Raw genomic sequence first — 23,818 nt, 5'->3', positions numbered from 1 at the left:
GCCCGCCCCGTCTTCGAGGTGGCCGGGCCCGCCTCAGCACCTCAGCGCAGGCACCCCACGATCCGCACCGAGACCTGCGCGCTTCCGGTCAGTCCGCCGGCCGGGTCGGTCGCCGTGAAGACCAGCGGATACGTGCCGTCGGGGAGCAGCGGGACCAGGAACCGGCCGGAGGCACCGGCGCCCAGTGTCACCGGCCCCCCGGGCCCCTTGATCTGCCAGGTGGTGTACTGCGGATCGGTGACGGACTGCCCGCCCGGCCGGGTCCGGGCCGTGCCGGCGAAGGACTCCTCACAGCCGCGCCGCAGGGTGGCGCCGCCCGCGGGCTCGTTGATGGAGACGGCGGGGCTCTGCGGCGCGGCGGGCGGCGAGCTGTTGCCGCGCGGGGGCGGGGACGATTGGTTCGGGCCCGGGGAGGCCGGGGTGCCGGGCGTCTGCGAGGAGTGCGGCGGGGGGGACGCGCTCTGCGAGCCGGACGGGCCGGGAACCGGGGATCCCGAGGGGGTCGGGGAGGAGGGCGCGGCGGAGCCCGGGACGCTCGGAACGTCCAACGGCGGCAGGTCGGGCCGGTTCAGGACCGGCGGCTTCGCTCCCTCGGCGGGCTCGGTGGGCTCGGCGTCGATCTTGACACAGACGGCACTGGCGATCATCGGCTGGCTGTCCGGGATGGCGGAGGCCCGTAGCTCCTGGTCATCGGGGCCGTGCGCGTGCGTGTCGAAGTACCCGTTGCCGGTGAAGGTTTCGCCGTCGCGCTGCATCCACACCGAGTTGTGGTAGAGGTTGCCCGGTTTCTGCTGGTTGGTTCCCGTGACGTGCCATTGGCGGACCTTGCGTCCCGAGGGCTCGCCCGCCGTCGGCGCGTTGGTCGGGGCGAACAGCCAGCCGTCGCCGAAGTAGCGCTGCGGGGCCTCCAGCGCGGCGTTCTCGGCGGGCGCCTGGAAGGCGAAGCCTCCGCCGACCACGAACTGTCCCTTCGGGCAGCGCACGGTGGCATCGGCGCTGGCGCCCGCCGCGACCGTCACCTGGGCGGTGACCGTGGTGGCGGGGCTGTTCAACTTCACACAGATCGGCCGGAGGCCGACCGCGTAGTTCGCCTGCGGCGGCTGCGGGTCTTCTATGCGGGTTTCGAGGGCCACGTTCTCGGAGCGCGGCATCGGGAACGGCCGGGTGCTGAGCTCCGTGCCCGGGTTCACCGAGACGAACCAGGGCAGGGTGCTCCCGGAGCCCGGTAGCGCTCCCTCAGAAGTGAGCCGGTCCAGCGGCACCGGTGCCGCCGTGCGCCCCGGCAGAACCCGGTCGGAGCGGAACTCGGTGCCCACCATGGTGTATCCGGGGCCGTCGCAGAAGGGCTGGGCGACGGAATCGTGGACGTGGGAGGCGTACGGCCCGTCGGTGGTGAGGTCGTGCACGGAAGTGCCGTCGCCCAGGAGGGTGCGCTTGCTGTCCCGGTCCTTGAAGGCATGCGCCTTGAAGGTGAAGTCCAGGCCGGGCTTGAGCTCCAGCCGGGCGTTGACGCACAGCGCGTACGCGGTGAGCGTGGCCGGGGCGTCGCCGGGGTTGGTGGCGGCGGCCAGCCAGGCGCCGCCGATGAAGTGGCTGTCGGTGGCGAAGCCCGGACCGGCGATGGCGTAACCGCCGCTGAGCGCCGTCTCGTGCGCCTGGCAGCCGACGACGGCGGCCTGTCGGCCGCCGGCCGGGACCGCGACCGACGTACTGCGCTGGACGACGGCGAGTTGGGGTCCCTGGTTGACGTACCACACGCCCGCGCCCGCCGCGCCCCCCACGGCCAGCGTGCCGGCGGCCACGACGGCTGCCGTCTTCGTCGTGACGGCGCCGCCCAGCTTCGCGAACATCCCAGAGCCCATGCCCAATGCCCTTCCCGCCCTTCCGCTCCCCGGCCCGCACGCACATGCACGCGCGCATCCCCACGCACGCACGCGCGCACCGCCCGCACACGCGGAGCGTGGGCACTGTAGCGCCGCCGACCGTGCGGTTCACAGAGCCGAGCAGGACCGTTTTTCCTGGTACACCCCCGGGTGGGGGCTGCGCCGGCACCACCCGGATCGGGGTGGCAGGGAGATCGCGGCCTGGGGCCCGGCGGGCGAGGATCGCCACGGTGGAAGGCGCCGCGCGGAGTCGGGAAACGGGGATCCGGAAACAGGCATCCGCAATCGGTGATCCGAGACAAGCACATACGTTCATTCAGGAAGTCCAGCGCCCGGTGGGCCACCACCGCACTCTGCGGGCTGCTCGCCGCGGCGGCCCTGCCCGCCGCTCCGTACCACCCTGTCACCGGCGCGGACCTGCGCGTCGAGGTGTCGCGGTGCCGTGCGGCGGATCCGCGATGCGCCGCGGAGTGCCGCGGAGTGCTGATGATGGCGGCGGGCAGCCCCGGCGCGTCCGGGCTGGCCCGGCCCGCGCGACTGGCGTCATACAGCCCGAAGCCGGCGGAGGCTTACGACATCGTCGGGCCCAGCCGGGGATGCCGTTCTCGCACGCCCGGCACCGGCTCCAGACGTTGGCGTTGACCGTGCCACAGCTGGCGCCCGTCCAGGACGGACGCCGGCAGTCGTGGCAGCAGTCGGTGCTATTCATCGGCTGCCGGCGTCGGGCCGCTCCGGTTCGGTATGACCGTCGACGAGGTGGTCAAGGCGGCTGAGATGCTCGGCCCGAGCAGACCGCTGCCAAGCGACAGTGGGTACCCGTTGGACGACTGCCGTGCTCATGGGCCTGTCGGGGCGCAGGAGTCGTGGTTGCTCGGGGTTGACGAGGGGGTGGGAGGCGGGGTGGGGGTCGGTGTGGTGCTGGGAGTCTGGGTGAGGCTCGGGGTCGGTGGGGTGCTGGGTGTGGGAGGGCTGTCCGCGGAGGGACTGGAGGAGGGGAATCCGAACGGCTTGAGGTCGGTGAAGATGATCGAGGCAGGTTGGCGGTCGAAGGCCGCCCGCCGCACTGCCAGCCGCCCGGGGAGCCCGGCTCGCGGGACAAGCTGATCTGCGGCCTGTGTCCGGTCGGGGCGGCAGGTTCCGGTCGTCGCGGTGAAGACGTCCCCGGCCAGGACCGCGGCCGAGGCCAGCACCGCCACCGCGATCGCCGCGGCCGCCGGACGCAGCCTTCCTCCCTCCCGCCACGACAACCCGCCGGATTTGAAGGTGCCCGCGACGGTATGCGGACCGGCCCCCTCTTGCCGTGGACGCCCATGGATCTGTCTGGCCGTCAGCCGGGCGCGCTGCAGGAGCGCGTCGGCCTCCTGGCGGGCCTGGGCGCGCAGGCGTGCGGCGTCGGTTTCGGCGCTCATTTCGATGCGGGCGGCTTCCGCGCGGGCGCTCTCGCGGATGGCTTCGGCTTCCTGTGTGGCATCCTCCAGGGTCTGCCGCACGGTGGCCCGCAGTTGCTTGCGTGCGGGCTGGGCCTGGCGTTGGAGGAGTTTCACGTCCTGCCAGCGGCCGCGCCACCGGGCGACGAGTGCCGGATCCGCGCGGAATCCGGCAGCCGCGGCCGGCGCAAGACCTGCGGGCATCGTGATGACCCGGACGAACTCGAGAAGTACCTCCAGCGAGGTGAAGCGCCTGCCGCCCAGCATCTCGTTCAGGCCGGCCCTGGTCAGCCTCGGGCGCAGGGACGCGTTGGCCATCATCGAGTAGGACGGGGCGCCGTGGGCGATGTGCAGCCGGTTGAGGTCCGCGGCGAAGTCGCGCAGCGCGTCCTCGAACGCGGTGATGGCAGCGGCGTCCTGCGCAGTGATCCCCGGATCGTCGTCTGTCACCGGTCACCCCCCTGTCCGAAAGGCAACGCTAGAGGCCCCCGGCGCCGTACGTACACGGATTACCTCGAACGCTCGCGAACGCCCGTCGGCGTTCGAGCCCGAACCGGATTCCGCCGGACTACGGGGGCCTTTGTTCGAGTCCATGCGGGCCCGTACGGATCACTAGGAGACCACCGCGGCCTCCGGTTCTCCTGAAGACATGACACACACCGAGACACCCCGGACACCCGCCCCCCAGGCCGCCACAGACACCGACAAAGCTGCACCGGCCGATCTCGCGGCGGCACAGCGGCACAGAAACCGGGACAGCGTCGTACTGATCGCCCTTCTGGCCACATGCGCCGGCATCTACCTCGCCATCGGGCAAGCCGGCTTCTCCGGCGTCATCAGCGCCGTCGCCGGCCTCTACGGCACCTGGCGCATGCGCCACTAGGAAGCCCGAACCGCTGTCGGCGAGATCATCGCCCAGTACCGGTGGGCGACGTTCGGGCCTACCGTCCGTGACGGTGCGCGTAGGCGGTGAGGGGGGCGGAGCGGGCGTGCCCTCGTTCGCACCAAACCGGCCGGGGGCAGCGGTGCTGCACGGCTGCACGGCTGCACGGCTGCACGATCGAGGACGACATGAGGGGCGGGATGGGCGCCCTGGGCTCAACGGCGCGACGGTGGGCGCCGGTTCGCAGAAGGTGGCCGGCGCGGTGGTGCCGCAGGGCATGAGGATCCCGCCCGGTTCGCTGGTGGCGGGCGTCCCGGCCAAGGTCAGGCGCGAACTGACGGAGGCGGGCAGCGCCTGGGCATCAAGGCCAACGGCGAGGGCAATCCGCTGCTCGCCCAGGCGCCCTTGGAACTGTGCGGGAAGGCGGCGAAGCGGATCTCGACTGAGCGGGGTCTTTGCGGGGCAGTGCCAGTAGGAGGGCGAAGACTATGCGGAGTCGTTCCAGGAGATGACCAATTCTTCCTGCGGAGGGGCTGTACTGGCACACGCGCTGGTACTCCCCGAACTGGTGGAGGAGCAGCAGGGTGCTGTGGGCGCGGCTGTCCTGGATGCCCTGACCGGCGCCGGTGGTCTGTACGCCCGGGTGTTCAGGCTCTGGCGGTGGGCGGTCCCCGAGCCGCGTTTCATACCCCGATCCGACGCGGGCACGGCCCTGCACATCGCGGGACGTCACCCGCAGTCCCGCTGATCAGGCGGATGTGGCGGACAGCACCACGTCCACGAGCCTGTCCGCCGCATCTGGCCGACCGTGTGTCCGGGCCCGCTCCGCCATCACCGCCCGTCGGGCGGGGTCGATCAGGAGCGGGCCAACCGCGCTCCGCAGAGCCTCGCCGGTGACCTCGCCGAGCAGAGCGAGCGCGGCCCCCGCGTCGGCCAGGTGTCGGGCGTTGTGCGCCTGCTCGTTCCCGGCCGACGTGGCGAGCGGGATGAACACTGCCGGCTTACCGAGCGCGGTCAGCTCGGCCAGGGTACCGGCCCCGCTCCGCGAGACCACGACATCGGCCAGTGCCAGAACGTCCGGCAGCTCCGGACCGACGAACCCGGTCACGTGGTACCTGCCCGCGAGAACGGGATCGAGCCCGCCGGCGGCCGACCGGAGTCCGTCCACGTTCGCCGGACCGCACTGGTGGATCACGTTCGCGTGTGCCAGGAGCCAGGGCAGCACTTCACGAACGACACCGTTGATCTGCTGCGCGCCCTGCGCGCCGCCTGTGACGTAGACCGTCGGCAGACGCCGGTCGAACCCGTACAGGGCCAGTGCCTCGACCGCCTTGTCCCCGTCGCCACCCAGTACTTCCGGCCGCACCGGGTTCCCCGTGACCACCGCACGCTCGCGCACCTCAGCCGGCAGAAGCGACAGCGAGGACTCCGAGGACACCGCGATCCGCGTCGCCGAACCCGCGAGCTTCCGGTTGGCCAGCCCGAGCCGGACCGTCTGCTCGTGCAGAACCAGCGGAACGCGGCACAGCCGAGCGGCCAGCCCGGCCGGGACCGCGACGTACCCACCCGTCGCCAGAACCACGTCCGGCCGGAAATCGGAGACGATCGACCGGGCCTGAGCCACCCCGAGCGGCACCCGCGCCATGTCCTTCACGTTCGCGGCGGACAGCATCTTGAGCGGATTCGAAGAGCGACGGATCTTCCCCGTGGCCACCGTCTTGAACGCGATTCCCTCCGCCGGGGCGACGCGCGCTTCGAGACCGTCCGCCGTCCCGATCCACAGGACATCCAACGTGGCGCCCGCATCTGATAGGCGCCCTTGCAAGGTACGGATCGCCGTCAGCGCCGGGTAGGTGTGACCGCCCGTGCCTCCGCCCGTCACGAGCAGCCGGAATGAACGCGGTAGCACGGAGGAAGTATTCACCCCACGCACCCTACCGGCTGCCCAGCCACTCACGCTGAACCAAGCACAATACGGGCGACGGCCGACAGACAGGTGGCGACGACCAGCTCACCGGACCGCAACGCCGTCGCTTCCACCAGCAGGTTCCGCACACCGCCGGCGCGGAGCACCCCTATCCCGACCGCGGGCCTGCACGGAGCGCCTCCGCGTCTTTGGTGGCACCGTGCGTTCGGGCTGTCCGGGTGGGCGTTCGGTGGTGGGGTTGGGGTGTTCAGGGCGTGCTGGCCGGGCGAGCGGCTGCTTCACCGCGGATGGTCGGACTCATGGGCGGTGAGGCTGACCGTTCCACGTGCGGCTCGGAGTGGAGACGTCGGGGAAGGAAGCGAGGCCGAGGAGGGCCGCGGCGGTTTCGGCGGTGATGCGGTGCCACAGTCGGGCGGAGCCGATCATGCTGTGACGGCCGCCCGGCATTCGGATTCCCGCGACGCGGGCTCCGTCGGCGTGTGCGCGGGTGACGTAGGCCCAGGTGTCCGCAGCGGACGTGACGGTGTCGGCTTCGTCGTGGAGTGCGATGACGGTTCTGTCGCGCAGGTGTGCGGTGGGTTCGCCCGGCGGACACCAGGGCGCCAGCGCGATGACTCCGCCGACTTCCGGGTCTGCCGCCAGGCGAAGCGCTGCCCGGCCGCCGAGGGAGTGGCCGATCAGGACGATGGGGACCGGTCCTGTGATCGTGCGTAGTTGGTCCAAGGCGCGGCGGGCGTCGGCGACGGGGTGGGCGTGGTGGCCGTTCCAGCCGCGGTGCTGGTAGCGGACACGTGCGACGAGGACCTCGTCGTGAACGGTTGCTCGCATGACGGCGCTCGCGAAGGGTCGCATGCGCAGGGCGGGAAGGTTCAGCCGTGATGGCGGTCCGAGAGCGTTCACCCGCCCGCCGTGGAGCAGGAGGACCGCTGCCTTCGCGCGGTGGTGCGCTGCCCCGGTGGAAAGCGGAATCAGTGCCCGGTCGGCGGGTGCGGGCATGTTCCGGGGTGGCTGCGGCATCGGTCAACTCCTGTGTCTGCTGGTGGTGCGGCGCGGGGGCAGGGGCAGGAATCCGCTGGTGCGCGCCGCGTATTCGGCGTAGCCCAGGCGGTGTGCCATGTGCTTTTCCAGGAGGCGTTTGCCGCTGCCGATGGTGAGGAGCAAGGTCATGGTCACCGGTGAGATCAAGGTGGCGACGGCGGCCGGCCAGGAGGTGCAGGCGAGCAGGTACAGGCCCCACCAGATCAGGGCGTCGCCGAAGTAGTTGGGGTGGCGTGTCCAGGCCCACAGGCCGCGGTCCATGATGCGCGCCCGGTTGGCCGGATCGGCTTTGAAGCGGGCCAGTTGGTGGTCGCCCACCGTCTCGAAGCCGAGTCCGAGCGCCCACAGGAGGATCCCGCAGACGGCCAGGGCCCCGAGCGGCTCGGTGCTGTAGGAGGCGGTGTGGAGGGGCAGGGAAATGAGCCAGACCAGCGCGGCCTGGAGCAGGTAGACGGTGCGCAGCGCGTACCAGGTGCGGTTGCCTGGTGCTTTGTCGAGGAGTGCGGTGTAGCGGGCGTCTTCGCCGTGGCCGCGGGAGCGGTGGGCGATGTGTGCCGAGAGCCGCAGCCCCCAGACGGTGGTGGCCGCGGCGACCACCAGTCTGCGGCCGTCTTCGCCGTAGCCCGCCGACATCACGTACGTCACGGTGGCGACGGCGGTGAAGGCGATGCCCCAGGCGATGTCGACGAGGCGGTGCAGTTGCCGGAGTGAGGCGACGGCGAAGGTCACGAGCAGCACCAGGAGCGCAGTGCCCGCGCTGACGGCCAGGTTGGTGGCAAGAGCGCCCCAGAAGGCGGGGTTCACGACCGGCCGGCCGGTGCGTACCAGGCCACGGGGGTGGCTGGCATCGCGGAGCGGCCCTCGCGGCTGGGCCGGACGGCGAGGATCTGGTCGACGCCCATGCGGCGTTCGGTGAATGCGAGGGACGCGCCGGCCAGGTAGAGGCGCCACACGCGGCCGGTTGTTTCACCGACGCAGTCCTCGACCTGACTCCAGTGGTCTTCGAGGTTGGTGCGCCAGGCATCGATGGTGGCCGTGTAGTGCTCGCGCAGGGATTGGACCGACCGGACTTCCAGCCCTGCGGTTTCGAGGAGGTCCGTGGTCTGGCCCAGGGGACGCATGTGCATGTCGGGAGCGATGTAGGTCTCGATGAACGCGCCGCCGCCGGGCGCGTGGGCGCCCCGGGACATCTGCTGGATCAAGAGCCGCCCCTCGGGGCGCAGCGCGCCGCGGAGCTTTTCGGCGAAGTAGGGGTATTCGGCGTGGCCGACGTGTTCACCCATCTCGACTGCGGTGACCGCGTCGTAGCCCGCGCCGTCGATGTGTCGCCAGTGCCTGAGCTGGACGTGGACCCGATCGGCGACGCCTTCGCGCCGGCAGCGTTCGATGACGTGGTCGCGCTGCGATCGGGACAGGGTGACGGCGGTGACGTGCGCCTTGTGGGTGCGGGCCGCGTGCACCGCGAGGGAGCCCCAGCCGCAGCCGACGTCCAAGAGCCGGTCTCCGGCGCCCAGGCCCAGCTTGCGGCAGATCAGCTCCAGCTTGTCGTGCTGGGCCTCGGCCAGCCCGTACGAGGCATCGGCCGGGCGGGTCCAGTAGGCGCAGGAGTACGCCATCGACGGATCGAGCAGCAGGGCGTAGAAGTGGGCGGGCACGTCGTAGTGGTGGCTGATGGCCGCGCGGTCCCGCGTAGCGGAGTGGAGCCGGCCGCTGAGCCGGGCCCGGCCCTCGGGGCGGGCGGGAGGCGGCCCGGAGGCGCCCAGGCGTGCGGCGAGGACGGCCGCAGCGGCCAGGGCGGCCGGCCGAGGTCGTGTCGGGGGCTGGTCGCGGACGGCTTGACCGGCCTGGGACAGCGCCTGTGCGAGGTCGCCGTCGACGTCGAGATCTCCGGTGATGTACGCCTCGGCGAGGCCGAGTTCGCCCGGCTGCCACAAGAGCCGGCGCAGCGCCCTGGGCGAGCGCACCACGATCAGGGGCGCGTCGGTGGGACCTGCCCGGCTTCCGTCCCAGGCTCGCACCTGGACGGGGAGCGGGCCGGTGAGGAAGTGGCTCATCAGTTCGGTCAGCTTGCCGGCTGCGGTCCTCATCGGTGGGGCCCTTCACTGAGCAGGATGTGGCGTACGTCGAGGTAGCGGGAGCGGAAGCCGGCTTCGGAGTAGGCCAGGTAGAACTCCCACATGCGTTGGAAGACGGTGTCGAAGCCCAGCGCGGTGACGGCCGGCCGCTGGGCGGTGAACTGTTCGCGCCACAGACGCAGGGTTTCGGCGTAGTGCCGGCCGTAGCCGTCGTCGGCGAGGATGCAGAGTTCGGCCGCGGCGGCGTGTTCGGCGATGGCCTTGCGGGAGGGGATCAGTCCGCCGGGGAAGACGTATTTACTGATCCAGGTGTGGGTGGCGGCGGTGTTCAGCATCTGCTGGTGGCCCATGGTGATGGCCTGTAGGGCGATGCGGCCGCCGGGGGCGAGCGCTTGGCCAAGGGCGGTGAAGTAGTCGGGCCAGTACTCGGCGCCGACCGCTTCGATCATCTCCACGCTGACCACGGCGTCGAAGCGGCCTTCGATGTCCCGGTAGTCGCGCAGTTGGACCTCCACCCGGTCGGTCAAGCCGGCTGCGTGGATCCGTGAGCGGGCGAGGTGCGCCTGTTCGGCGGAGAGGGTCAGCGTGGTCACTTGAGCGCCACGGGCGGCGGCCCGCAGGGCGAGCTCACCCCAGCCGGTGCCGATCTCCAGCAGCTTCGTGCCCTCGCCGACCCGGGCGAGGTCCAGGAGACGGTCGATCTTGCGGTGCTGCGCTGCTTGCAGGTACTCCAAGCGGGCGGGGAAGGCCTGGAACACCGCCGACGAGTAGGTGAGGGTGGTGTCGAGGAACGCGGCGAACAGCTCGTTGGACAGGTCGTAGTGGCGGTGGATGTTACGGCGGGCGCCGGAAGGCGTGTTGCGATCATTGCTGGGGCGTGCGGCGACCCACCAGGACCGCAGCCCGCGCAGTGGGGCGGGCACCAGTTCATCGACGTGTGCGGCAAGACGGGTCAGGACGCCGGGCAGGTCGCTGCTGTCCCATTCGCCGGCCATGTATGCCTCGCCGAAGCCGATCAGTCCGTCGCTGCCGATCCTGCGGTAGAACGCATCCGGATCATGCAAAGTGATCACCGGCCCCGACAAGTCGGCGCGCGGCCCGCGGCGGGCGGGCTCGAGGAGCGACAGTCCGCCCAGGGCGCGGCCGACCAGATGCCGGGCGATCGCGGTCCGCACAGGACGTGCCGCCGGCAGGCGGGCAACGTCCGGCCAGCGCAAGGGATCGATGTCCGCGCGGGGCACGGCCTTGGGGCGCGGAGTCCTCTGTGACGACTGAGGCCGCGCGGGAACTCGTACGGCTGCTGGGGCGGTCGGCTGGGCCGGCCCAGGGGAAGGAGATGTGGTGGTGGAGCGGGTCACGGAAGCATGCCTTTCTGCGAGAAGTGCCGGGGACGCGGCTGCACGGGCAGACCGCGCAGCCACAGACGCATGCCGTGGCGCCGGATGCCGGCCCACACGGCGGCGGTCGACCAGGGCCTGCGCAGCGCACAGGCCAGCAGGGCGCACGCGGTGGCGGGCCGGCGGGGACCGCGCAGCGTCGCGGTGAAAGGCCGGCCGTCCGCGATCTGGAGGCTGACGGTCACGTTCAGGCGCTCGTCGGGCAGCGGCAGGCGCATCCGGTACCGGCCCTCGACCGGGAAGAAGGGCGAGACGTAGAAGGCCTTGTCCGCCTCGGCCCTCGCCTCGCCGTCGGGGTACAGCAGGTAGCAGTGCCGCTGCCCGTAGGTGTTGTGGACTTCCGCCACCACGCAGACCAGCGCCCCGGAAGGGTCGTGGCACCAGTAGACGCTCAGCGGGTTGAAGACGTACCCGAACACACGGGCGTGGGCCAGCATCACCACGCGCCCCCCGCCGAGATCGACACCGCGGGAGGCGAGGAAGGTGTCAAGTCCGGCGCGGATGGAGGCAGCCCGGCCGGTGAAGTGGTCGCGGGCATCGAATGAGGCCAGCGGCCGGAGCAGGGCCGGCAGCACCGGCAGGTGGTCGAGATCGACGCACCACAGGTACGTGCGATGCCTGAAGGCATGGTGTAGCGGCGTGGTGCGGACATGCGCGACCACGCACTCGTACAGGGCCGCGTCGCGCGCCGTGGTGCCGGTCACCAGCACGCTCCCAGGGACCGGGCGGCGACCACCCCCGAGCGGCACCCGTCCTCGTGGAAGCCCCAGCCGTGCCAGGCCCCCGCGAAGGCGGTCACACCCGTGTTCAGGCGGGGCAGTTGCTTCTGGGCGGCGACGGAGGCGGGGGTGTAGACGGGATGGTGGTAGATCATCTTCTCCACCACCCGGTCCTCAGGGATCAGGCCGTCGCCGCCGAGGGTGACGACGTAGTCGGCTCCGGCGGGCAGCCGCTGCAGACGCCTCATGTCGTAGCTGACGCGGACGGGACCGCTTGTGGTGTCGCAGCCGGTGAGGTGGTAGTTCCAGCCGGCCCTTGCCCGCGGTGAACGGGGTAGCAGGGAGGTGTCGGTGTGCAGCACGGTGGGGTTGCGGGAGTAGGTGAACGCTCCCAGGAGCCGCTTCTCCTCGCCGGTGGGGTCGGCAAGCAGGCTCAGCGCCTGGTCGGGGTGCGTGGCGATGACGACACCGTCGTAGGTGTCGGTGGCGCCGTCGCGGGTGGTGATCACCGCGCCTCGTCCGGTGCGCCGTACGGCCTGGACGGGGCTTGAGGTGCGCACCCGTTGGATGTGCTTGGCCACGGCGCTGACGTAGGCGGCGGAGCCTCCGGTGACGGTCTTCCACTGCGGGGAGCCGGTCACGGACAGCAGGCCGTGATGGTGCAGGAAGGTGAAGAGGTAGGCGGCGGGATAGTCCATGGCCGTGGATGCGGGGCAGGACCACACCGCCGAGACCAGCGGGAGGGCGAAATGGCTGATGAAGTAGGGGGAGAACCCGCCTTCGCGCAGGAAGTCCCCGAACGTCAGGCCGGGCTCCGTCCCGCCGGCCACGAGACGCCGGGCGCCGCGGTGGAAGAGGGGGACTTCTGCCAGCAGCCGCCAGTACCGGCTGCGCAGGGCGGCCCGCGAGGCGAACAGTCCGCGGGGGCCGCGGGCGCCCGCGTACTCCAGGCGGCAGCCGTCGCACCGTACCGACATGCTCATCTCGGTGTCCTGAGTGGCGACACCGAGTTCACCGAACAGGCGCAGCAGGGTGGGGTAGGTGCGTTCGTTGTGCACGATGAACCCCGAGTCCACCGCCACCGCCTGCCCGTCGGGCAGGGGCAGTTCACGGGTGTGGGCGTGGCCGCCGAGGCGCCCGTCGGCCTCGTACAGGGTGACCTCGCGCGAGGCGGACAGGATGTAGGCGGCGGTCAGGCCCGCCACCCCTGCACCGATGACCGCCACGCTGGGTTGTTCCACCACGTCACTCCCTCCACTCGACACGCCGTCCGGCTGCGGCGCTTCACCCGTACTTCGCAGCCGAGGGGTGTCCGGATTGGGGGGCAGTGCAACGAGGTGGGCCGAGGGGGTAACCAGGGGATGTGCCGCGTCAGACGGACAGGGTGGCGAGCTGTGCGGCCACGGTGGCGTGCGGCGGGGAGGCGGCCCCTACCGCGGTGACGTGCTTCCGGTGCAGGCGGCCGCCGCCGTCGACGACGAACACCGAGCGGCGCAGCCCGATCAGGGGTGCGGTGATGCCGAAGGACTTCGCCACCGTGCGTCCCGGATCGGACAGCAGCGGCATGCCCAGGCGCCTCAATCGGGCGAAGTGTTCGTGGCTGTCGATGCTTTGGGGCTGATGCCCCGCACGGCTGCCCCGGCGGCCCCCAGCTGTGCCAGGCCGTCGTTGTAGGAGCACAGCTGCGCGGTACGCACCGGTGTGTCGTCGCCGGGGTAGACGGCGAGGACCAGCGCTGTGCCTCGCTGTTCGCACAGGATGTACTCGCCGCGGTGGACGGTTTCGCCCACCAGGCGTCCGCCGGGCAGGCGGAAGTCGGCGACGACGTCCCCGATCCGGGGGATGTCGGCCATGAAGGGGCCTCGAAGTACGGCTCGGATGTGAACGTCTGAACGCGCTGCTCGTCGGCGGCGGCCGCCGGCCCGCGGGTCAGGCGGGCAGGGTCATCAGGATCAGGGGGGCGGTGGTGGGCTGGGGGGATCCTCCGGCGGGTTCGAGGGTGAGGCCGACCGCGTCCGCGTCAGCGGGGGCGCCGGTGAGCAGGACGGTGCCGTCGTGGTCGATGAATCCGGCCGGGCGCATGGTGCCCTTGTGGTCGAGCCACAGTTGGTAGGTCTTTCCCGCGCCGGGGGTGGGCAGGAGGCCGGCGGTGAAGACGGCCTGGTTCTGCCGCCGGGAGGCGACGACGGTGGTGACGGCTCCGTTGGCGGCCCGTCCGTGGACGGTGCGGGCGTCGGGAGCCGCGAGGACTGTGCTCACCGCATCCAGCTGCCGCTGGGCCTGACGGGCCTCCTGACGGAGATCCTGGCCGTTTTGTGCCTGCCACACGGTGACACCGCCGAGCGCGGCGGCCACCACGCTGGCGGCCAGCGCAAGCGGCACGGCCCTGCGGCGCAGCATGCCGCCGAGGGCGGCTGCGGACGGGACGGTGGGGATGCGGGGAGGCAGTTGGCGCACGCCGTCGATGGCGGCCATGACCTGCGGCTTGACTGCTGCCGGCGGCGGCTGGGCGACAGCGGCCGCCAGACGTGCAGCGGTCGCCTCGAACTCCGCGGCCTCATGCCGGCAGGCCTCGCATGTCCGCAGGTGGGCGTCGAATTCCTTGCGCTCGCCGTCCTCGAGTGCGCCCAGGGCGTAGGCGGCGGCGAGGGTGTGGGCGTCGGATGCGTGGTGTTTCACGTGGTCACCCCCATGCAGTCGCGGAGCCGGATCAGGCCGTCGCGCATGCGTGTTTTGATGGTCGGAAGCGGTGTGCGCAAGGTTTGGGCGACTTCACGGTAGGTCAGCCCGCTGTAGTAGGCCAGGGTCACCGCCTGGCGCTGGAGCTCGGTCAGACCGCGCATGCAGCGGCGGACCTGCTCGCTGTCCAGCCGGGTCTCGACCTGTTCGGAGACCTCGTCGAACGCGGTGGTGTGCTCCCGTGCCGCCTGGGCCTGCTCGCGGTCGGCGGCCGCCTGCGCGGAGCGGACCCGGTCCACCGCCCGGCGGTGCGCGATCGTCGCCGCCCAGGTGGTGACGCTTCCGGCATCGGGGCGGTAGCGGGCGGCCTGCCGCCACAGGTCGATCATGACTTCCTGCGCGACCTCCTCGGACTGGGAGCGGTCGCGTACGACCTTGATCACGATGCCGAAGACCATGGGTGCGAGGGCGTCGTAGAGGGCGGAGAAGGCTTGTTTATCGCCGTGGGCGACCTTCTTCATGGCATCGGTGAGGTCACCGGGGATCGGGGTGGGGTGTGGGTTGAAGGGGAGCGGTTGGTTCACCGGCCTGGCTCCGGTTGGGGGAAGGCGTAGGGGCGGCCGGGGGTGGCCGTCGGGGGGCGTGGCGTCCATCGCATGCCGGTCCTTTGCCTGGGTCGTTTGAGCGGGGCCGGACCGTCCCCTGCAAGGGGGCGGTCCGGCCACCGGAACGTGTGGATGTGTCAGCAATTCTTCGTAGCGGACAGGCGTGCGGATGGGCGGCTCTTTCGTCACCCGCGGCACCGGCGGTTACCCCGTACGAGGGGACCATGGCCGGCCGGCCCAGCCGGCGGGCGGACGGCGGCGGCGGCGAATGCACCTGTGTGAGGGAGCCGCAGTGGTCGCGGTTCCCGCACCGGCCGCGCGGGCCTTGCGCGGGGATCAGGGATGCCAATGGGAGGTAGTTCACGTTTGTGTGCGGACGCGGTCTGGCGGTGGCGGTGGCGTTCGCGGCCGGGGCCGTGGTGGTCGGCATCGGGCGAGAGTCCTCCTGACGGGGTGCCTTCGCCCCGGATTGGAGTCGGGCAGGGCGGCTGACGAAAAGGTCCGCCCCCAGGCCTGAATGATCTGCAATCCCGCCCGCCGGGTCCCTGCGTGTCCGGCACGCCGGCGGCGCCCTACCCGTCCGATCGAGCGTCGGCCGCAAAGTTGTCTAACCGGGCTGCTTGGTCGTGCTCGCGGTGGGGGCGGCCTGCGCACCCCTGCTGGCAGAGCGTGCAGTCCCCCTGCACCGGGTACTGCTTGTCGGCACCCCCTCCGTGGTCGGACAGAGCGTTCCCGTCGGCCACTTCCCGGCCGGCGCCGCCGGCCCCCTGGTGGTCGTCGCACCCGCCTGCCGGACGGCCGACGTGCGCACCACCGTCGCCGCCACATCGGGTGTCGGCGCCGCAGTCGCCGTGCCGGGCCGGCCCCCACGGATCCTGGCGAGGCTGACGGACACCCCGGACAGCGAAGCCGCCCGGAACACCGAAGCCCGGCTGCGGACCTCCCTTGCCGGGACCGGAGCACTGGTCGGCGGACCTGCACCGACGGCCGTATCGGGTTCGGGACCGCCGCTCTCGTCTTCCGGACGGTCCTCGGTCACGCACCTGGTGGCCCGCTCCCCTGCCCGCAGCCGGACCCCGGCCGTGGCTGCGGCGGCTCCGGGCGATGCCCCGGTTCGGCCCGTCACATCGACCACCAGACCCTGACCGCCTGACACCTGCGGGTCACTCTTCGGATGTCGGACCAATCCGCCGGACGAATGCCGCCGAATCCGGGATGTGAGCAGCTTCCGCAGCACCCTCTCCCGCGCCGCGCTGGGCGCCCTGGCCGGGCTTCTGGCAGGTTTCACGGCGCTTGCGGTGGCCGAGCCCGTCGCCGGCCTCGTCCGGCCTGCCGCCGGACCGGTCACGGTCGTGGGCGGCGCGGTGATCGACCGGACCCCCGCGCCGGTGAAGGACTTCGCGATCCGTACCTTCGGCGAGAACGACAAGACCGTTCTCCAGCTGGGCATACTCGGCGTCCTCGTGCTCATCGCCGGCGCCCTCGGCATCTTGGCGCTGCACCATCGCCGTACCGGTGCAGCGGGCGTGCTGCTGTTCGGGATCATCGGCACGGCCGCAGCTCTCAGCAGGCCCGACTCCCAAGGCATCGGCGATGCACTGCCCTCCCTCGCCGGCGCCGCAGCAGGTGCGCTCACGCTCTACATCCTCGCCGGGAAGGCCGCCCGCCCCGCCCCGACGTCCGGGGGGCAAGCCGCCGGTGCGTGGAACCGGCGAGGGTTCCTCATCGCGGCGGTCTTCACCGCAGCCGGCGCCGCATCAGCCGGCGTACTCGGCCGCCGCCTTGCGGGCCGACAAGGCCAGGGCGCCGTCGCCTCCCGCACCGCGCTCACCCTGCCCGCCCCTGCCTCCCCGGCGCCTCCCGTGCCGGCCGGGGCGCAGCTGGAAGTGCCGGGCGTCAGCCCGTTCACCACCCCCAACCCCGATTTCTACCGCGTCGACACCGCGCTCGTCGTCCCCAAGGTCAATGCCGGTTCCTGGCGGTTGCGGATCCACGGCAAAGGCGTGGGCCGCCCCCGCACCTACACCCTCCAAGACCTCCTCGGCCGGCCGCTCATCGAACGCGACATCACCTTGACCTGCGTGTCCAACGAGGTCGGTGGCCCCTACATCGGCAACGCCCGCTGGCTCGGCGTCCCTCTCGGCGACCTCCTGCGTGAGGCGGGCGTCCGACCCCCCTCCACAGGCGGCAAGGCGGATCAGCTGGTAGCCCGCTCGGTGGACGGCATGACGCTCGGCTCCCCGGTCGAGGACGTGATGGACGGCCGCGACGCGATGTTGGCCGTCGGCATGAACGGCGAGCCGCTCCCCTTCGACCACGGCTTCCCCGTCCGCATGCTCGTCCCGGGCCTGTACGGATACGTCTCCGCCTGCAAGTGGATCACCGACATCGAGCTGACCACCTTCGACGCCTACGACCCCTACTGGGTCAAACGCAAGTGGGCCCGCCGCGCGCCGGTCAAGACCCAGTCGCGGATCGACACCCCCAAGCCCTTCGCCCGCCCCGGCCCCGGCACCGTCACCGTCGCCGGCGTCGCCTGGGCACAGCGGCGCGGCATCACCCGCGTGGAAGTGCGCATCGACGACGGTCCCTGGCAGGACGCCGACCTCGCCGCCCAGGACACCGTCGACACCTGGCGCCAGTGGACCTACCGCTGGAACCCCACGACCGGTGGACACACCATCACCGTCCGCGCCACCGACGGCACCGGCGCCGTGCAGACCGAGGAGCGCACCCGCACCATCCCCGACGGAGCGAGCGGCCGGCACAGCGTCTTCGTCACCGTCCCCTAGACCACCGGCCCGCTACTCCAGTAGCCGACCGGCAGCACCACCCCCGAAACCATTCACACCCTGCCAGCCGGAAACATTCGAGGAGTTACACATTCGGGCAGCGACACCAATGCCTCCACGAGCGCGTCCACCGACTCCGGCAAGACCGGCGAGAGCACCCCGGCCGCGCCCCGGTGGGCGGTGACAAGCCCTTCGGTCCGGCCTGTGCCGGCGTGCCCAAGGAAGGCGCCGACTCCTTCGACGGCATGGCCAAGGACCCGGTCGCCACCGCCGCCTCCAACAACCCGGCCCTGTCCACCCTTCTCGCCGCGGTCAAGCAGGCCGGTCTCGTCGAGAAGCTCACCACCAAGCAGTTGGAGAACGGCTCTTTCGAGACCCTTGAGAAGGGCATGATCACCACCAGCGGCTCGGGCGAGTCCTACAAGGTCAACGACAGTGCGAACGTGGTCTGCGGCAACGTCAAGACCGCCAACGCCAACGTCTACATCATCGACTCCGTGCTGATGCCGAAGTAACCGCTGCCGCAGCCACGCGATCTCACCGCCGGCGGCCCATCAGCCCTTGGCCCGCCGGCACACCACGGCACGAACAGCGCCTGGGGCAGCGCACCGGCACACGCCACAACACCTCCGTCGGTCCCCTGCTGCACGTGGGGCCCCCTCGACCACGCCCACGCCCCCGCCCTGCGGCGACACGTGGCGTCGTGGGTCACCTCGTCAAGGCCATCACCAACGCCCGACTGCGCGCCGAGGTACGCCCCTTGGGTGACGAGGCGCGCGCCTTTATGGTGGCCCGATGACGTCGATCAAGAAGTTCCAAGTCACCTTCGACTGCGCACGACCGGAGCGCGTCGCTCGTTTCTGGTGCGAGGTGTTGGGGTACGTCATGCCCCCGCCGCCGGAGGGTTTCGCCACTTGGGACGACTACAACGCCTCGCTGCCGCCGGAGCGGCGGGACGCCTGGTCCGTCGCCGTCGATCCCTCGGGAGAGGGCCCGCGGATGTACTTCCAGCGGGTTCCCGAAGGGAAGGTGGCCAAGAACCGGCTGCACCTCGACGTGCGTGTCGGCACCGGGCTCGTGGGCGAGGAACGCCTGGCCGTCCTGGAGGCGGAGTGCGCGCGTCTGCTCGCGCTCGGCGCGACGCGCGTGCAGCTGCTGGTCGCCGACGAGGAGAACGAGTCGTGCATCTCGATGCAGGACATCGAGGGCAACGAGTTCTGTCTCGACTGAGACGCCGGGGGCCGAGGTCCGGGGTCCGGGTGCGCGGGTCGGGGCTCGGGGGTCGGGGGTCTTCGAACCCCCGGCCCTCACCCGAGCCGGGCGGCCCCGCGCGCGGCGTGGCGGCCCCGGTGTCAGTCGGCGTTGCCCGGCAGCATCTCCTTGACCTTGGCCACGGCGAAGCCCCAGCCCTGCGACACGGTCGCCTTGCCCGGTACGGCCACTTCCTCGGGGTTGGTGAGGACGTCCAGCAGGACCGGGCCCGGGGTATCGAAGGCCCGGCGTACCGCGTCGTCCAGGTCGTCGGGATCGGTGACCCGGATACCGGTCAGACCCAGGGCCGTGGCGACCGCCGCGAAGTCGGGGTTGTCGAGTTCCGTACCGAACTCGGGCAGGCCCATCTGTTCCTGTTCGAGCTTGACCATGCCCAGCCGCCGGTTGTCGAAGACGACGAGCTTGACCGGCAGCCGGTACGTCTTGATCGTCATCAGGTCGCCCAGCAGCATGCTCAGTCCGCCGTCGCCGCAGAAGGCGACGATCTGCCGGTCGGGCGCCCAGAGCTGGGCTCCCAGCGCCTGGGGCATGGCGTTGGCCATCGAGCCCAGGTTGTACGAGCCGATCAGGCGTCGGTCGCCGCGCATGGTGACGAAGCGGGAGAGCCACACGGTGGCCATGCCGGTGTCGGAGGTGAAGACGGCGTCGTCCGCGGCGTGCGCGTCCACGGCCGCCGCCAGCGCCTCGGGGCGGATCTCGTGGTCGCGGTTGTCCAGGGCCGCCCGCAGCTTCCCGGTCAGTCGGTGTTCGTGCGCGGGGTCGGCCAGCCGCCGCTGCCCTTCCTGCCATTCGGCGAACCGTTTGCGGGCGTCGTCCAGGTGGCCCCGGTCGGGGACGTCCTCCAGCAGCGGCAGCAGGGCCCGCAGCGTGGCGCCCACATCGCCGGCCAGGCCCACGTCCACGGGCGTCCGGCGCCCCAGGTGGTCCTCGCGCGCGTCGATCTGCACCACCTTGACGTCCTGCGGGTACCACTCCCGGTACGGGAAGTCGGTTCCCAGCATCAGGAGCGCGTCCCCGCTGTCGAGCGCGTGGGCGGCGGCGGGGTTGCCGATGAGTCCGGTCTGGCCCACCTGGTAGGGGTTGTCGCCGTCGAAGCCTTCCTTCGCCTTGAGGGTGAGCACCATGGGCGCCGACAGCAGCTCCGCGGCCCGCAGGACCTCGGTGCGTGCCCCGCGGGCGCCCTGTCCGACGAGCAGGGTGACGCGGGACGCCTCGTTCAGCAGGGCGGCGGCCCGTACGAGCGCGGGGTCCTCGGGGCGGGTGACGGCCCGGTCGAGGGCGAAGCGGGTGGGCCGGTCGTCGGTCAGTTCCCGGTCGCCGAGGTCCGCGGGAACGGTGAGGACGGCGACTCCGCCCTGCGTGACGGCTGCGCGTACGGCCGACTCCAGCAGACGCGGCATCTGGTCCGGGGAGGTGACGGTGGCCCGGTAAACGGCCACGTCCCGGAAGAGCAGGTCGTTGTCGACTTCCTGGAAGTAGTCGCTGCCGACCTCCGAGAGGGGCACCTGGCCGCAGATCGCGAGGACGGGCGCATGGCTCTTCGCGGCGTCGTAGAGACCGTTCAGGAGGTGCACGGAGCCGGGCCCCACCGTACCCATGCACACCCCCAGGGTTCCGGAGAGCTGGGACTGCGCACCGGCCGCGAAGGCCGCGGCCTCCTCGTGGCGGCAGCCGACCCAGCTGATGTCGTCGGAGGTACGGATGGCGTCGGTCAGCGGGTTCAGGGCGTCGCCGACGACGCCGAAGACGTGTTGGACGCCCAGCTCCTCGAGCGCGTCGACGATCACGTGGGCGACGGTGCGTGCCACAGGGGTGCCCTCCGGTCGGGGTCGGGCCCTCGGCGTTCGAGGGCCTGGTCAGCTGGTGAAGCGGTCGGGATCGGCCGCCGCCCAGTCGCCTGCCCAGCCTTCGGGCGGAGATGCGAGGAGTTCTCCGGGGGCGAGCCAGTCGTGGAGTTCCGCGTAGGAGCGGACGGTGTGGGGGTCCACCCGGTGCATCAGCATGTGGGGGCGCAGACCGCCCGGGTCCTCGACGCCCATCGACGCCATGATCTGCAGGGCGCTCTTGACGGTCGCCTCCTGGTAGCGCCGGACGCGCTGCGACTTGTCGTCGACGTCCAGGGCGCGGGCTCGCCTCTCGTCCTGGGTGGCGACGCCGACGGGACAGGTGTTGGTGTGGCAGCGCTGCGCCTGGATGCAACCGATCGCGAACATCATGGCTCGGGCCGCATTGGTGTAGTCGGCGCCCTGGAGGAGGCGTTTGACCAGGTCGCTGCCGGTGGCCACCTTGCCGGAGGCCCCGATCCGGATGCGGTCGCGCAGTCCGGCCCCGACGAGCGCGTTGTGCACCGTCATCAGTCCTTCGCCGAGCGGCAGGCCGACGTTGTCGGCGAACTCCAGGGGCGCGGCGCCCGTTCCGCCCTCCGCCCCGTCGACGACGATGAAGTCGGGCGTGACGCCCTCCTCCAGCATGGCCTTGCAGACGGCGAGGAACTGACGGCGCGAGCCGACGCAGAGTTTGAACCCGACGGGCTTGCCGTCGGCGAGTTCGCGCATGCGGGCCAGGAAGCGCACCAGCTCGCGCGGGGTCGAGTACACGCGGTGGTACGGCGGCGAGATCACGGTCTCCCCCTGCGGCACGCCGCGGACCTTCGCGATCTCCGCGTTCACCTTGGGCCCGGGCAGCACGCCGCCGATACCGGGTTTGGCGCCCTGGCTGATCTTCAGGGACACGCACTTGACCTGGGGGTGCGCGGCCTTCTCGGCGAACTTCCGCTCGTCGAAGCCGCCGTCGTCGGTGCGGCACCCGAAGTAGCCGGTGCCGATCTCCCACACGAGGTCCCCGCCGGGGCGCAGGTGGTACTCGGACAGGCCGCCCTCGCCGGTGTCGTGGGCGAAACCGCCCTCTCGCGCGCCGGCGTTGAGGGCGAGGACGGCGTTGGCGGACAGCGAGCCGAAGCTCATCGCGGAGACGTTCAGGAGGGCCATGTCGTACGGCCGGGTGCAGTCGGGTCCGCCGATCCGTACCCGGGGCGGGTCGGTGGCCACCGGGCGCGGTGCCATGGAGGGGACGAGGTATTCGCTGCCGGGTCGATAGAGGTCGAGTTCGGTGCCGAACGGTTCCTCGGCGTCGGTTCCCTTGGCCCGCTCGTAGACGATGCTGCGGGTGTCACGGTCGAAGGGGCGGCCGTCGAAGTTGCGCTCGACGAAGTACTGCTGGATCTCCGGCCGCAGCGCCTCCAGGGCGAACCGCATGTGCCCCAGCAGGGGGTAGTTGCGCAGGACCGAATGCCGCCGTTGGACGAGGTCGTGTAGGGCGGTCACGGCGAGGAGCAGCAGGGGTGCGGCCACGGCCCACCACCAGGGCGAGGAGAGCACGGCGGCGACCGCGGCGAGCACCGCCGCCGAGCCGATCAGGATCACCAGGAGTATCTTCAGCACGCCGCGCTTGTGTCCCGATGTCCGCCCGGCAATCGGCCCGAGGGGTGTCCCGTCGGTCACCCGGGGGTGTCCGCTCGCGGTTCTGGTGCCGCACGCGCGCCGGGGCTGCGGTGCGGGGGCTCCCGCGCGGAGCGGCCCGGGCCGGCGCTGTGCCCGTCGCCGCACGTCACGCGGCGTGCCGCAGGCGGCCTGCGGCTGCTTCGGCCTCTCGTACGACGCGTTCGGTGTCGACGCCGACCAGGCGGCCGTCGAGCTTGAGCGGGCGCCCGTCGACGAAGACGGCGTCCACGTTCTGGGGGCGGCCGTTGAAGACGATCTGGCTGACCCAGTCGAAGCGCGGGGCGAAGTTCAGTGTGGCGGGGTCGATCATGATGAGGTCGGCCCTCTTGCCGGGGGTCAGCGAGCCGATCCTGTCGGCCATGCCGATCGCCTCGGCGCCGCCGAGCGTGGCGGAGCGCAGCGCGTCCTGGACCTCGGGGAAGACGTCGGCGTGCAGGGAACGTGCCCGTTGGAGGCCGATGGCGGTCTTCATCAGGGTGAAGAAGTCCGAGGTGTCGTTGGTGCCGCCGTCCTGGCCGAGTCCGACCTTCACGCCCCGCCGGCCGAGGTCCGACAGCCGCATGACCCCGGAGGCGAGCCTCATGTTGCTCAGGGGGCAGTGCGCGGCGCGTACGTCGTGCGCGGCGACGAGGTCGATCTCGGCGTCGCTCAGGTGGATCGCGTGGTTCATCAGCAGTCGCGGGCCCAGCGCGCCGATGTCGCCCAGCACCCCGATCGGGTCGTCCGCGCGCTGTTCGGCGCGTTCGAGTACGTGGCTGTTGAGCATGACTCCCAGGTCCTGGGCGATCTCCCAGTGGACCCGGTTGAGGCCTTCGATGGCCCGCGCGGCGTGCGTGGCGATCTGCGCCGAGGCCAGGGGGGCCGGGTCGATGAGTTCACGTTTCGCCCGGGTCAGGAGTTCGGCCCGTTCCTCGGCCTGGAACATGGCGTAGGCGAAGCGCACGCCGGTGTCGGTCAGGGCCCGTACGTACTGGACGGTGGTGTCGTACGGGATGGCGTCCACCCAGTCCACGAGGGTCGTCACACCGGATTGGACGGTGTCGAGGGCGGCCAGGCGTACGAACCGGTACATGTCCGCCGGGGTGATGCGGGGGAACGTCGCCCGGTTGCAGTCGGCCAGCCATCCGAACAGGTCGCTGTTCGCGCAGCCGCCGCGCATCGAGGACTGCCACAGGTGGGTGTGGACGTCCACGAACCCCGGCAGCAGCAGCTTGCCCGAGGCGTCGATCACCTTGGTACCGGGCGGTCTGGGGAGATTCGTACCGACGGCCGTGATGACGCCGTCGCCGAGGAGGACGTCCGCGTGCTCGACGAGACCCAGCGGGCCCTCGCCCAGCGCGGGGTCCATGGTGAGCGCGAGGGAGGCGTTGTGGAGGACGGTCGGCCGGGTGACGGGCGCGCTGTCGCCGGGGGCCCGGTCGTCCGGCCGGGTCCCCCGGGCGTCGACGGTGCTCGGCCGGCCCTGCCGGGCGCCGAGGGCGAAGGGGGCGGCCGCGGCCAGGCCCAGGCCGGTCAGGACGCCGCGCCGGCTGGGCGCGGCGGGCGTCGGCGCGGGGGTGGGGGCGGCCGGCCGGGTTGCCGGTGTGGCGGGACAGTCGCTGAGCTGGTCCATGTCGTGATA

18 protein-coding genes and 3 pseudogenes are annotated in these 23,818 nt (G+C 71.7%); 6 read left to right on the top strand and 15 right to left on the bottom strand.

Going from position 1 to position 23,818, the window contains the following annotated elements; all coding sequences use genetic code 11:
• Window positions 1–41: 41 nt before the first annotated feature.
• Together IE207_RS21055 and IE207_RS21050 are read right to left on the bottom strand one after the other, a co-directional pair.
• Entirely contained in the window at window positions 42–1,862 is a 1,821-nt protein-coding gene (locus tag IE207_RS21055; protein ID WP_190185810.1) for an Ig-like domain-containing protein, read from the bottom strand.
• 857 nt (window positions 1,863–2,719) lie between these two features.
• On the bottom strand, window positions 2,720–3,760 hold the full coding sequence (locus IE207_RS21050) for a F0F1 ATP synthase subunit B family protein (RefSeq protein WP_190185809.1): 1,041 nt from the start codon (window positions 3,758–3,760) through the stop codon (window positions 2,720–2,722).
• A 199-nt stretch (window positions 3,761–3,959) separates the two neighbouring features.
• Here IE207_RS21050 and IE207_RS21045 point away from each other — a divergent pair, with 199 nt between their 5' ends.
• The 3 genes and pseudogenes from IE207_RS21045 to IE207_RS21040 all read left to right on the top strand — a co-directional run bounded on the left by IE207_RS21045 (window position 3,960) and on the right by IE207_RS21040 (window position 4,941).
• Window positions 3,960–4,193, top strand: coding sequence for a hypothetical protein (locus IE207_RS21045; RefSeq protein WP_190185808.1), 234 nt, complete (start codon window positions 3,960–3,962; stop codon window positions 4,191–4,193).
• A 155-nt stretch (window positions 4,194–4,348) separates the two neighbouring features.
• A pseudogene (locus IE207_RS33295) lies at window positions 4,349–4,595 on the top strand (LbetaH domain-containing protein); the annotation flags it as partial.
• Window positions 4,596–4,701: 106 nt separating this feature from the next.
• Complete coding sequence (locus tag IE207_RS21040; protein WP_190185807.1) at window positions 4,702–4,941, top strand: hypothetical protein; 240 nt, start codon at window positions 4,702–4,704, stop codon at window positions 4,939–4,941.
• On the opposite strand, the gene IE207_RS21035 is transcribed toward IE207_RS21040, so the two are convergent.
• The 10 genes and pseudogenes from IE207_RS21035 to sigK form a co-directional block, all read right to left on the bottom strand.
• Complete coding sequence (locus tag IE207_RS21035) at window positions 4,942–6,102, bottom strand: UDP-N-acetylglucosamine--N-acetylmuramyl-(pentapeptide) pyrophosphoryl-undecaprenol N-acetylglucosamine transferase (RefSeq protein WP_229873861.1); 1,161 nt, start codon at window positions 6,100–6,102, stop codon at window positions 4,942–4,944.
• A 315-nt stretch (window positions 6,103–6,417) separates the two neighbouring features.
• Complete coding sequence (locus IE207_RS21030) at window positions 6,418–7,116, bottom strand: alpha/beta hydrolase (protein ID WP_190185908.1); 699 nt, start codon at window positions 7,114–7,116, stop codon at window positions 6,418–6,420.
• 24 nt (window positions 7,117–7,140) lie between these two features.
• Entirely contained in the window at window positions 7,141–7,962 is an 822-nt protein-coding gene (locus tag IE207_RS21025; protein ID WP_190185805.1) for a DUF1295 domain-containing protein, read from the bottom strand.
• Window positions 7,959–9,245: a class I SAM-dependent methyltransferase gene (locus tag IE207_RS21020; protein WP_190185804.1), complete on the bottom strand. Its 1,287-nt coding sequence runs from the start codon at window positions 9,243–9,245 to the stop codon at window positions 7,959–7,961. The genes IE207_RS21025 and IE207_RS21020 overlap by 4 nt, the downstream gene beginning before the upstream one ends.
• Complete coding sequence (locus tag IE207_RS21015; RefSeq protein WP_190185803.1) at window positions 9,242–10,591, bottom strand: class I SAM-dependent methyltransferase; 1,350 nt, start codon at window positions 10,589–10,591, stop codon at window positions 9,242–9,244. The genes IE207_RS21020 and IE207_RS21015 overlap by 4 nt, the downstream gene beginning before the upstream one ends.
• Complete coding sequence (locus IE207_RS21010; RefSeq protein ID WP_190185802.1) at window positions 10,588–11,334, bottom strand: DUF1365 domain-containing protein; 747 nt, start codon at window positions 11,332–11,334, stop codon at window positions 10,588–10,590. The genes IE207_RS21015 and IE207_RS21010 overlap by 4 nt, the downstream gene beginning before the upstream one ends.
• Window positions 11,331–12,590: an NAD(P)/FAD-dependent oxidoreductase gene (locus IE207_RS21005; protein WP_229873859.1), complete on the bottom strand. Its 1,260-nt coding sequence runs from the start codon at window positions 12,588–12,590 to the stop codon at window positions 11,331–11,333. Before IE207_RS21005 ends, IE207_RS21010 begins: the two co-directional genes overlap by 4 nt.
• A 130-nt stretch (window positions 12,591–12,720) precedes the next feature.
• Window positions 12,721–13,202: pseudogene (locus tag IE207_RS21000) on the bottom strand (peroxiredoxin family protein).
• 76 nt (window positions 13,203–13,278) lie between these two features.
• Window positions 13,279–14,028 carry an anti-sigma factor gene (locus tag IE207_RS20995; RefSeq protein ID WP_190185801.1) on the bottom strand — a complete coding sequence of 250 codons (750 nt, stop codon included), beginning with the start codon at window positions 14,026–14,028 and terminating at the stop codon, window positions 13,279–13,281.
• Window positions 14,025–14,612 carry an ECF RNA polymerase sigma factor SigK gene (gene sigK / locus IE207_RS20990; RefSeq protein ID WP_268250196.1) on the bottom strand — a complete coding sequence of 196 codons (588 nt, stop codon included), beginning with the start codon at window positions 14,610–14,612 and terminating at the stop codon, window positions 14,025–14,027. Before sigK ends, IE207_RS20995 begins: the two co-directional genes overlap by 4 nt.
• 1,229 nt (window positions 14,613–15,841) lie before the next feature.
• Here sigK and IE207_RS20985 point away from each other — a divergent pair.
• From IE207_RS20985 to IE207_RS20975, 3 genes and pseudogenes are all read left to right on the top strand, one after another.
• Complete coding sequence (locus IE207_RS20985) at window positions 15,842–17,425, top strand: molybdopterin-dependent oxidoreductase (protein ID WP_190185906.1); 1,584 nt, start codon at window positions 15,842–15,844, stop codon at window positions 17,423–17,425.
• Between the two features lie 51 nt (window positions 17,426–17,476).
• A pseudogene (locus IE207_RS20980) lies at window positions 17,477–17,940 on the top strand (fasciclin domain-containing protein).
• Window positions 17,941–18,220: 280 nt separating this feature from the next.
• On the top strand, window positions 18,221–18,655 hold the full coding sequence (locus IE207_RS20975; RefSeq protein WP_190185798.1) for a VOC family protein: 435 nt from the start codon (window positions 18,221–18,223) through the stop codon (window positions 18,653–18,655).
• Between the two features lie 122 nt (window positions 18,656–18,777).
• Here IE207_RS20975 and IE207_RS20970 read toward each other — a convergent pair whose 3' ends face one another.
• The 3 genes from IE207_RS20970 to IE207_RS20960 all read right to left on the bottom strand — a co-directional run bounded on the left by IE207_RS20970 (window position 18,778) and on the right by IE207_RS20960 (window position 23,809).
• Window positions 18,778–20,505, bottom strand: a complete 1,728-nt coding sequence (locus tag IE207_RS20970) for a thiamine pyrophosphate-dependent enzyme (RefSeq protein ID WP_190185797.1) — start codon at window positions 20,503–20,505, stop codon at window positions 18,778–18,780.
• A 48-nt stretch (window positions 20,506–20,553) separates the two neighbouring features.
• On the bottom strand, window positions 20,554–22,137 hold the full coding sequence (locus tag IE207_RS20965) for an FMN-binding glutamate synthase family protein (protein WP_190185796.1): 1,584 nt from the start codon (window positions 22,135–22,137) through the stop codon (window positions 20,554–20,556).
• Window positions 22,138–22,303: 166 nt separating this feature from the next.
• Window positions 22,304–23,809, bottom strand: coding sequence for an amidohydrolase family protein (locus IE207_RS20960; protein ID WP_190185795.1), 1,506 nt, complete (start codon window positions 23,807–23,809; stop codon window positions 22,304–22,306).
• Between the last annotated feature and the right edge of the window lie 9 nt (window positions 23,810–23,818).

This window comes from Streptomyces cirratus (genome assembly GCF_014650775.1).
In the GTDB taxonomy this organism is placed as follows: Bacteria; Actinomycetota; Actinomycetes; order Streptomycetales; family Streptomycetaceae; genus Streptomyces; species Streptomyces cirratus.
The sequence above is the reverse complement of the archived record's forward strand: the minus strand, read 5'-3'. Positions and strand labels throughout refer to the sequence as shown.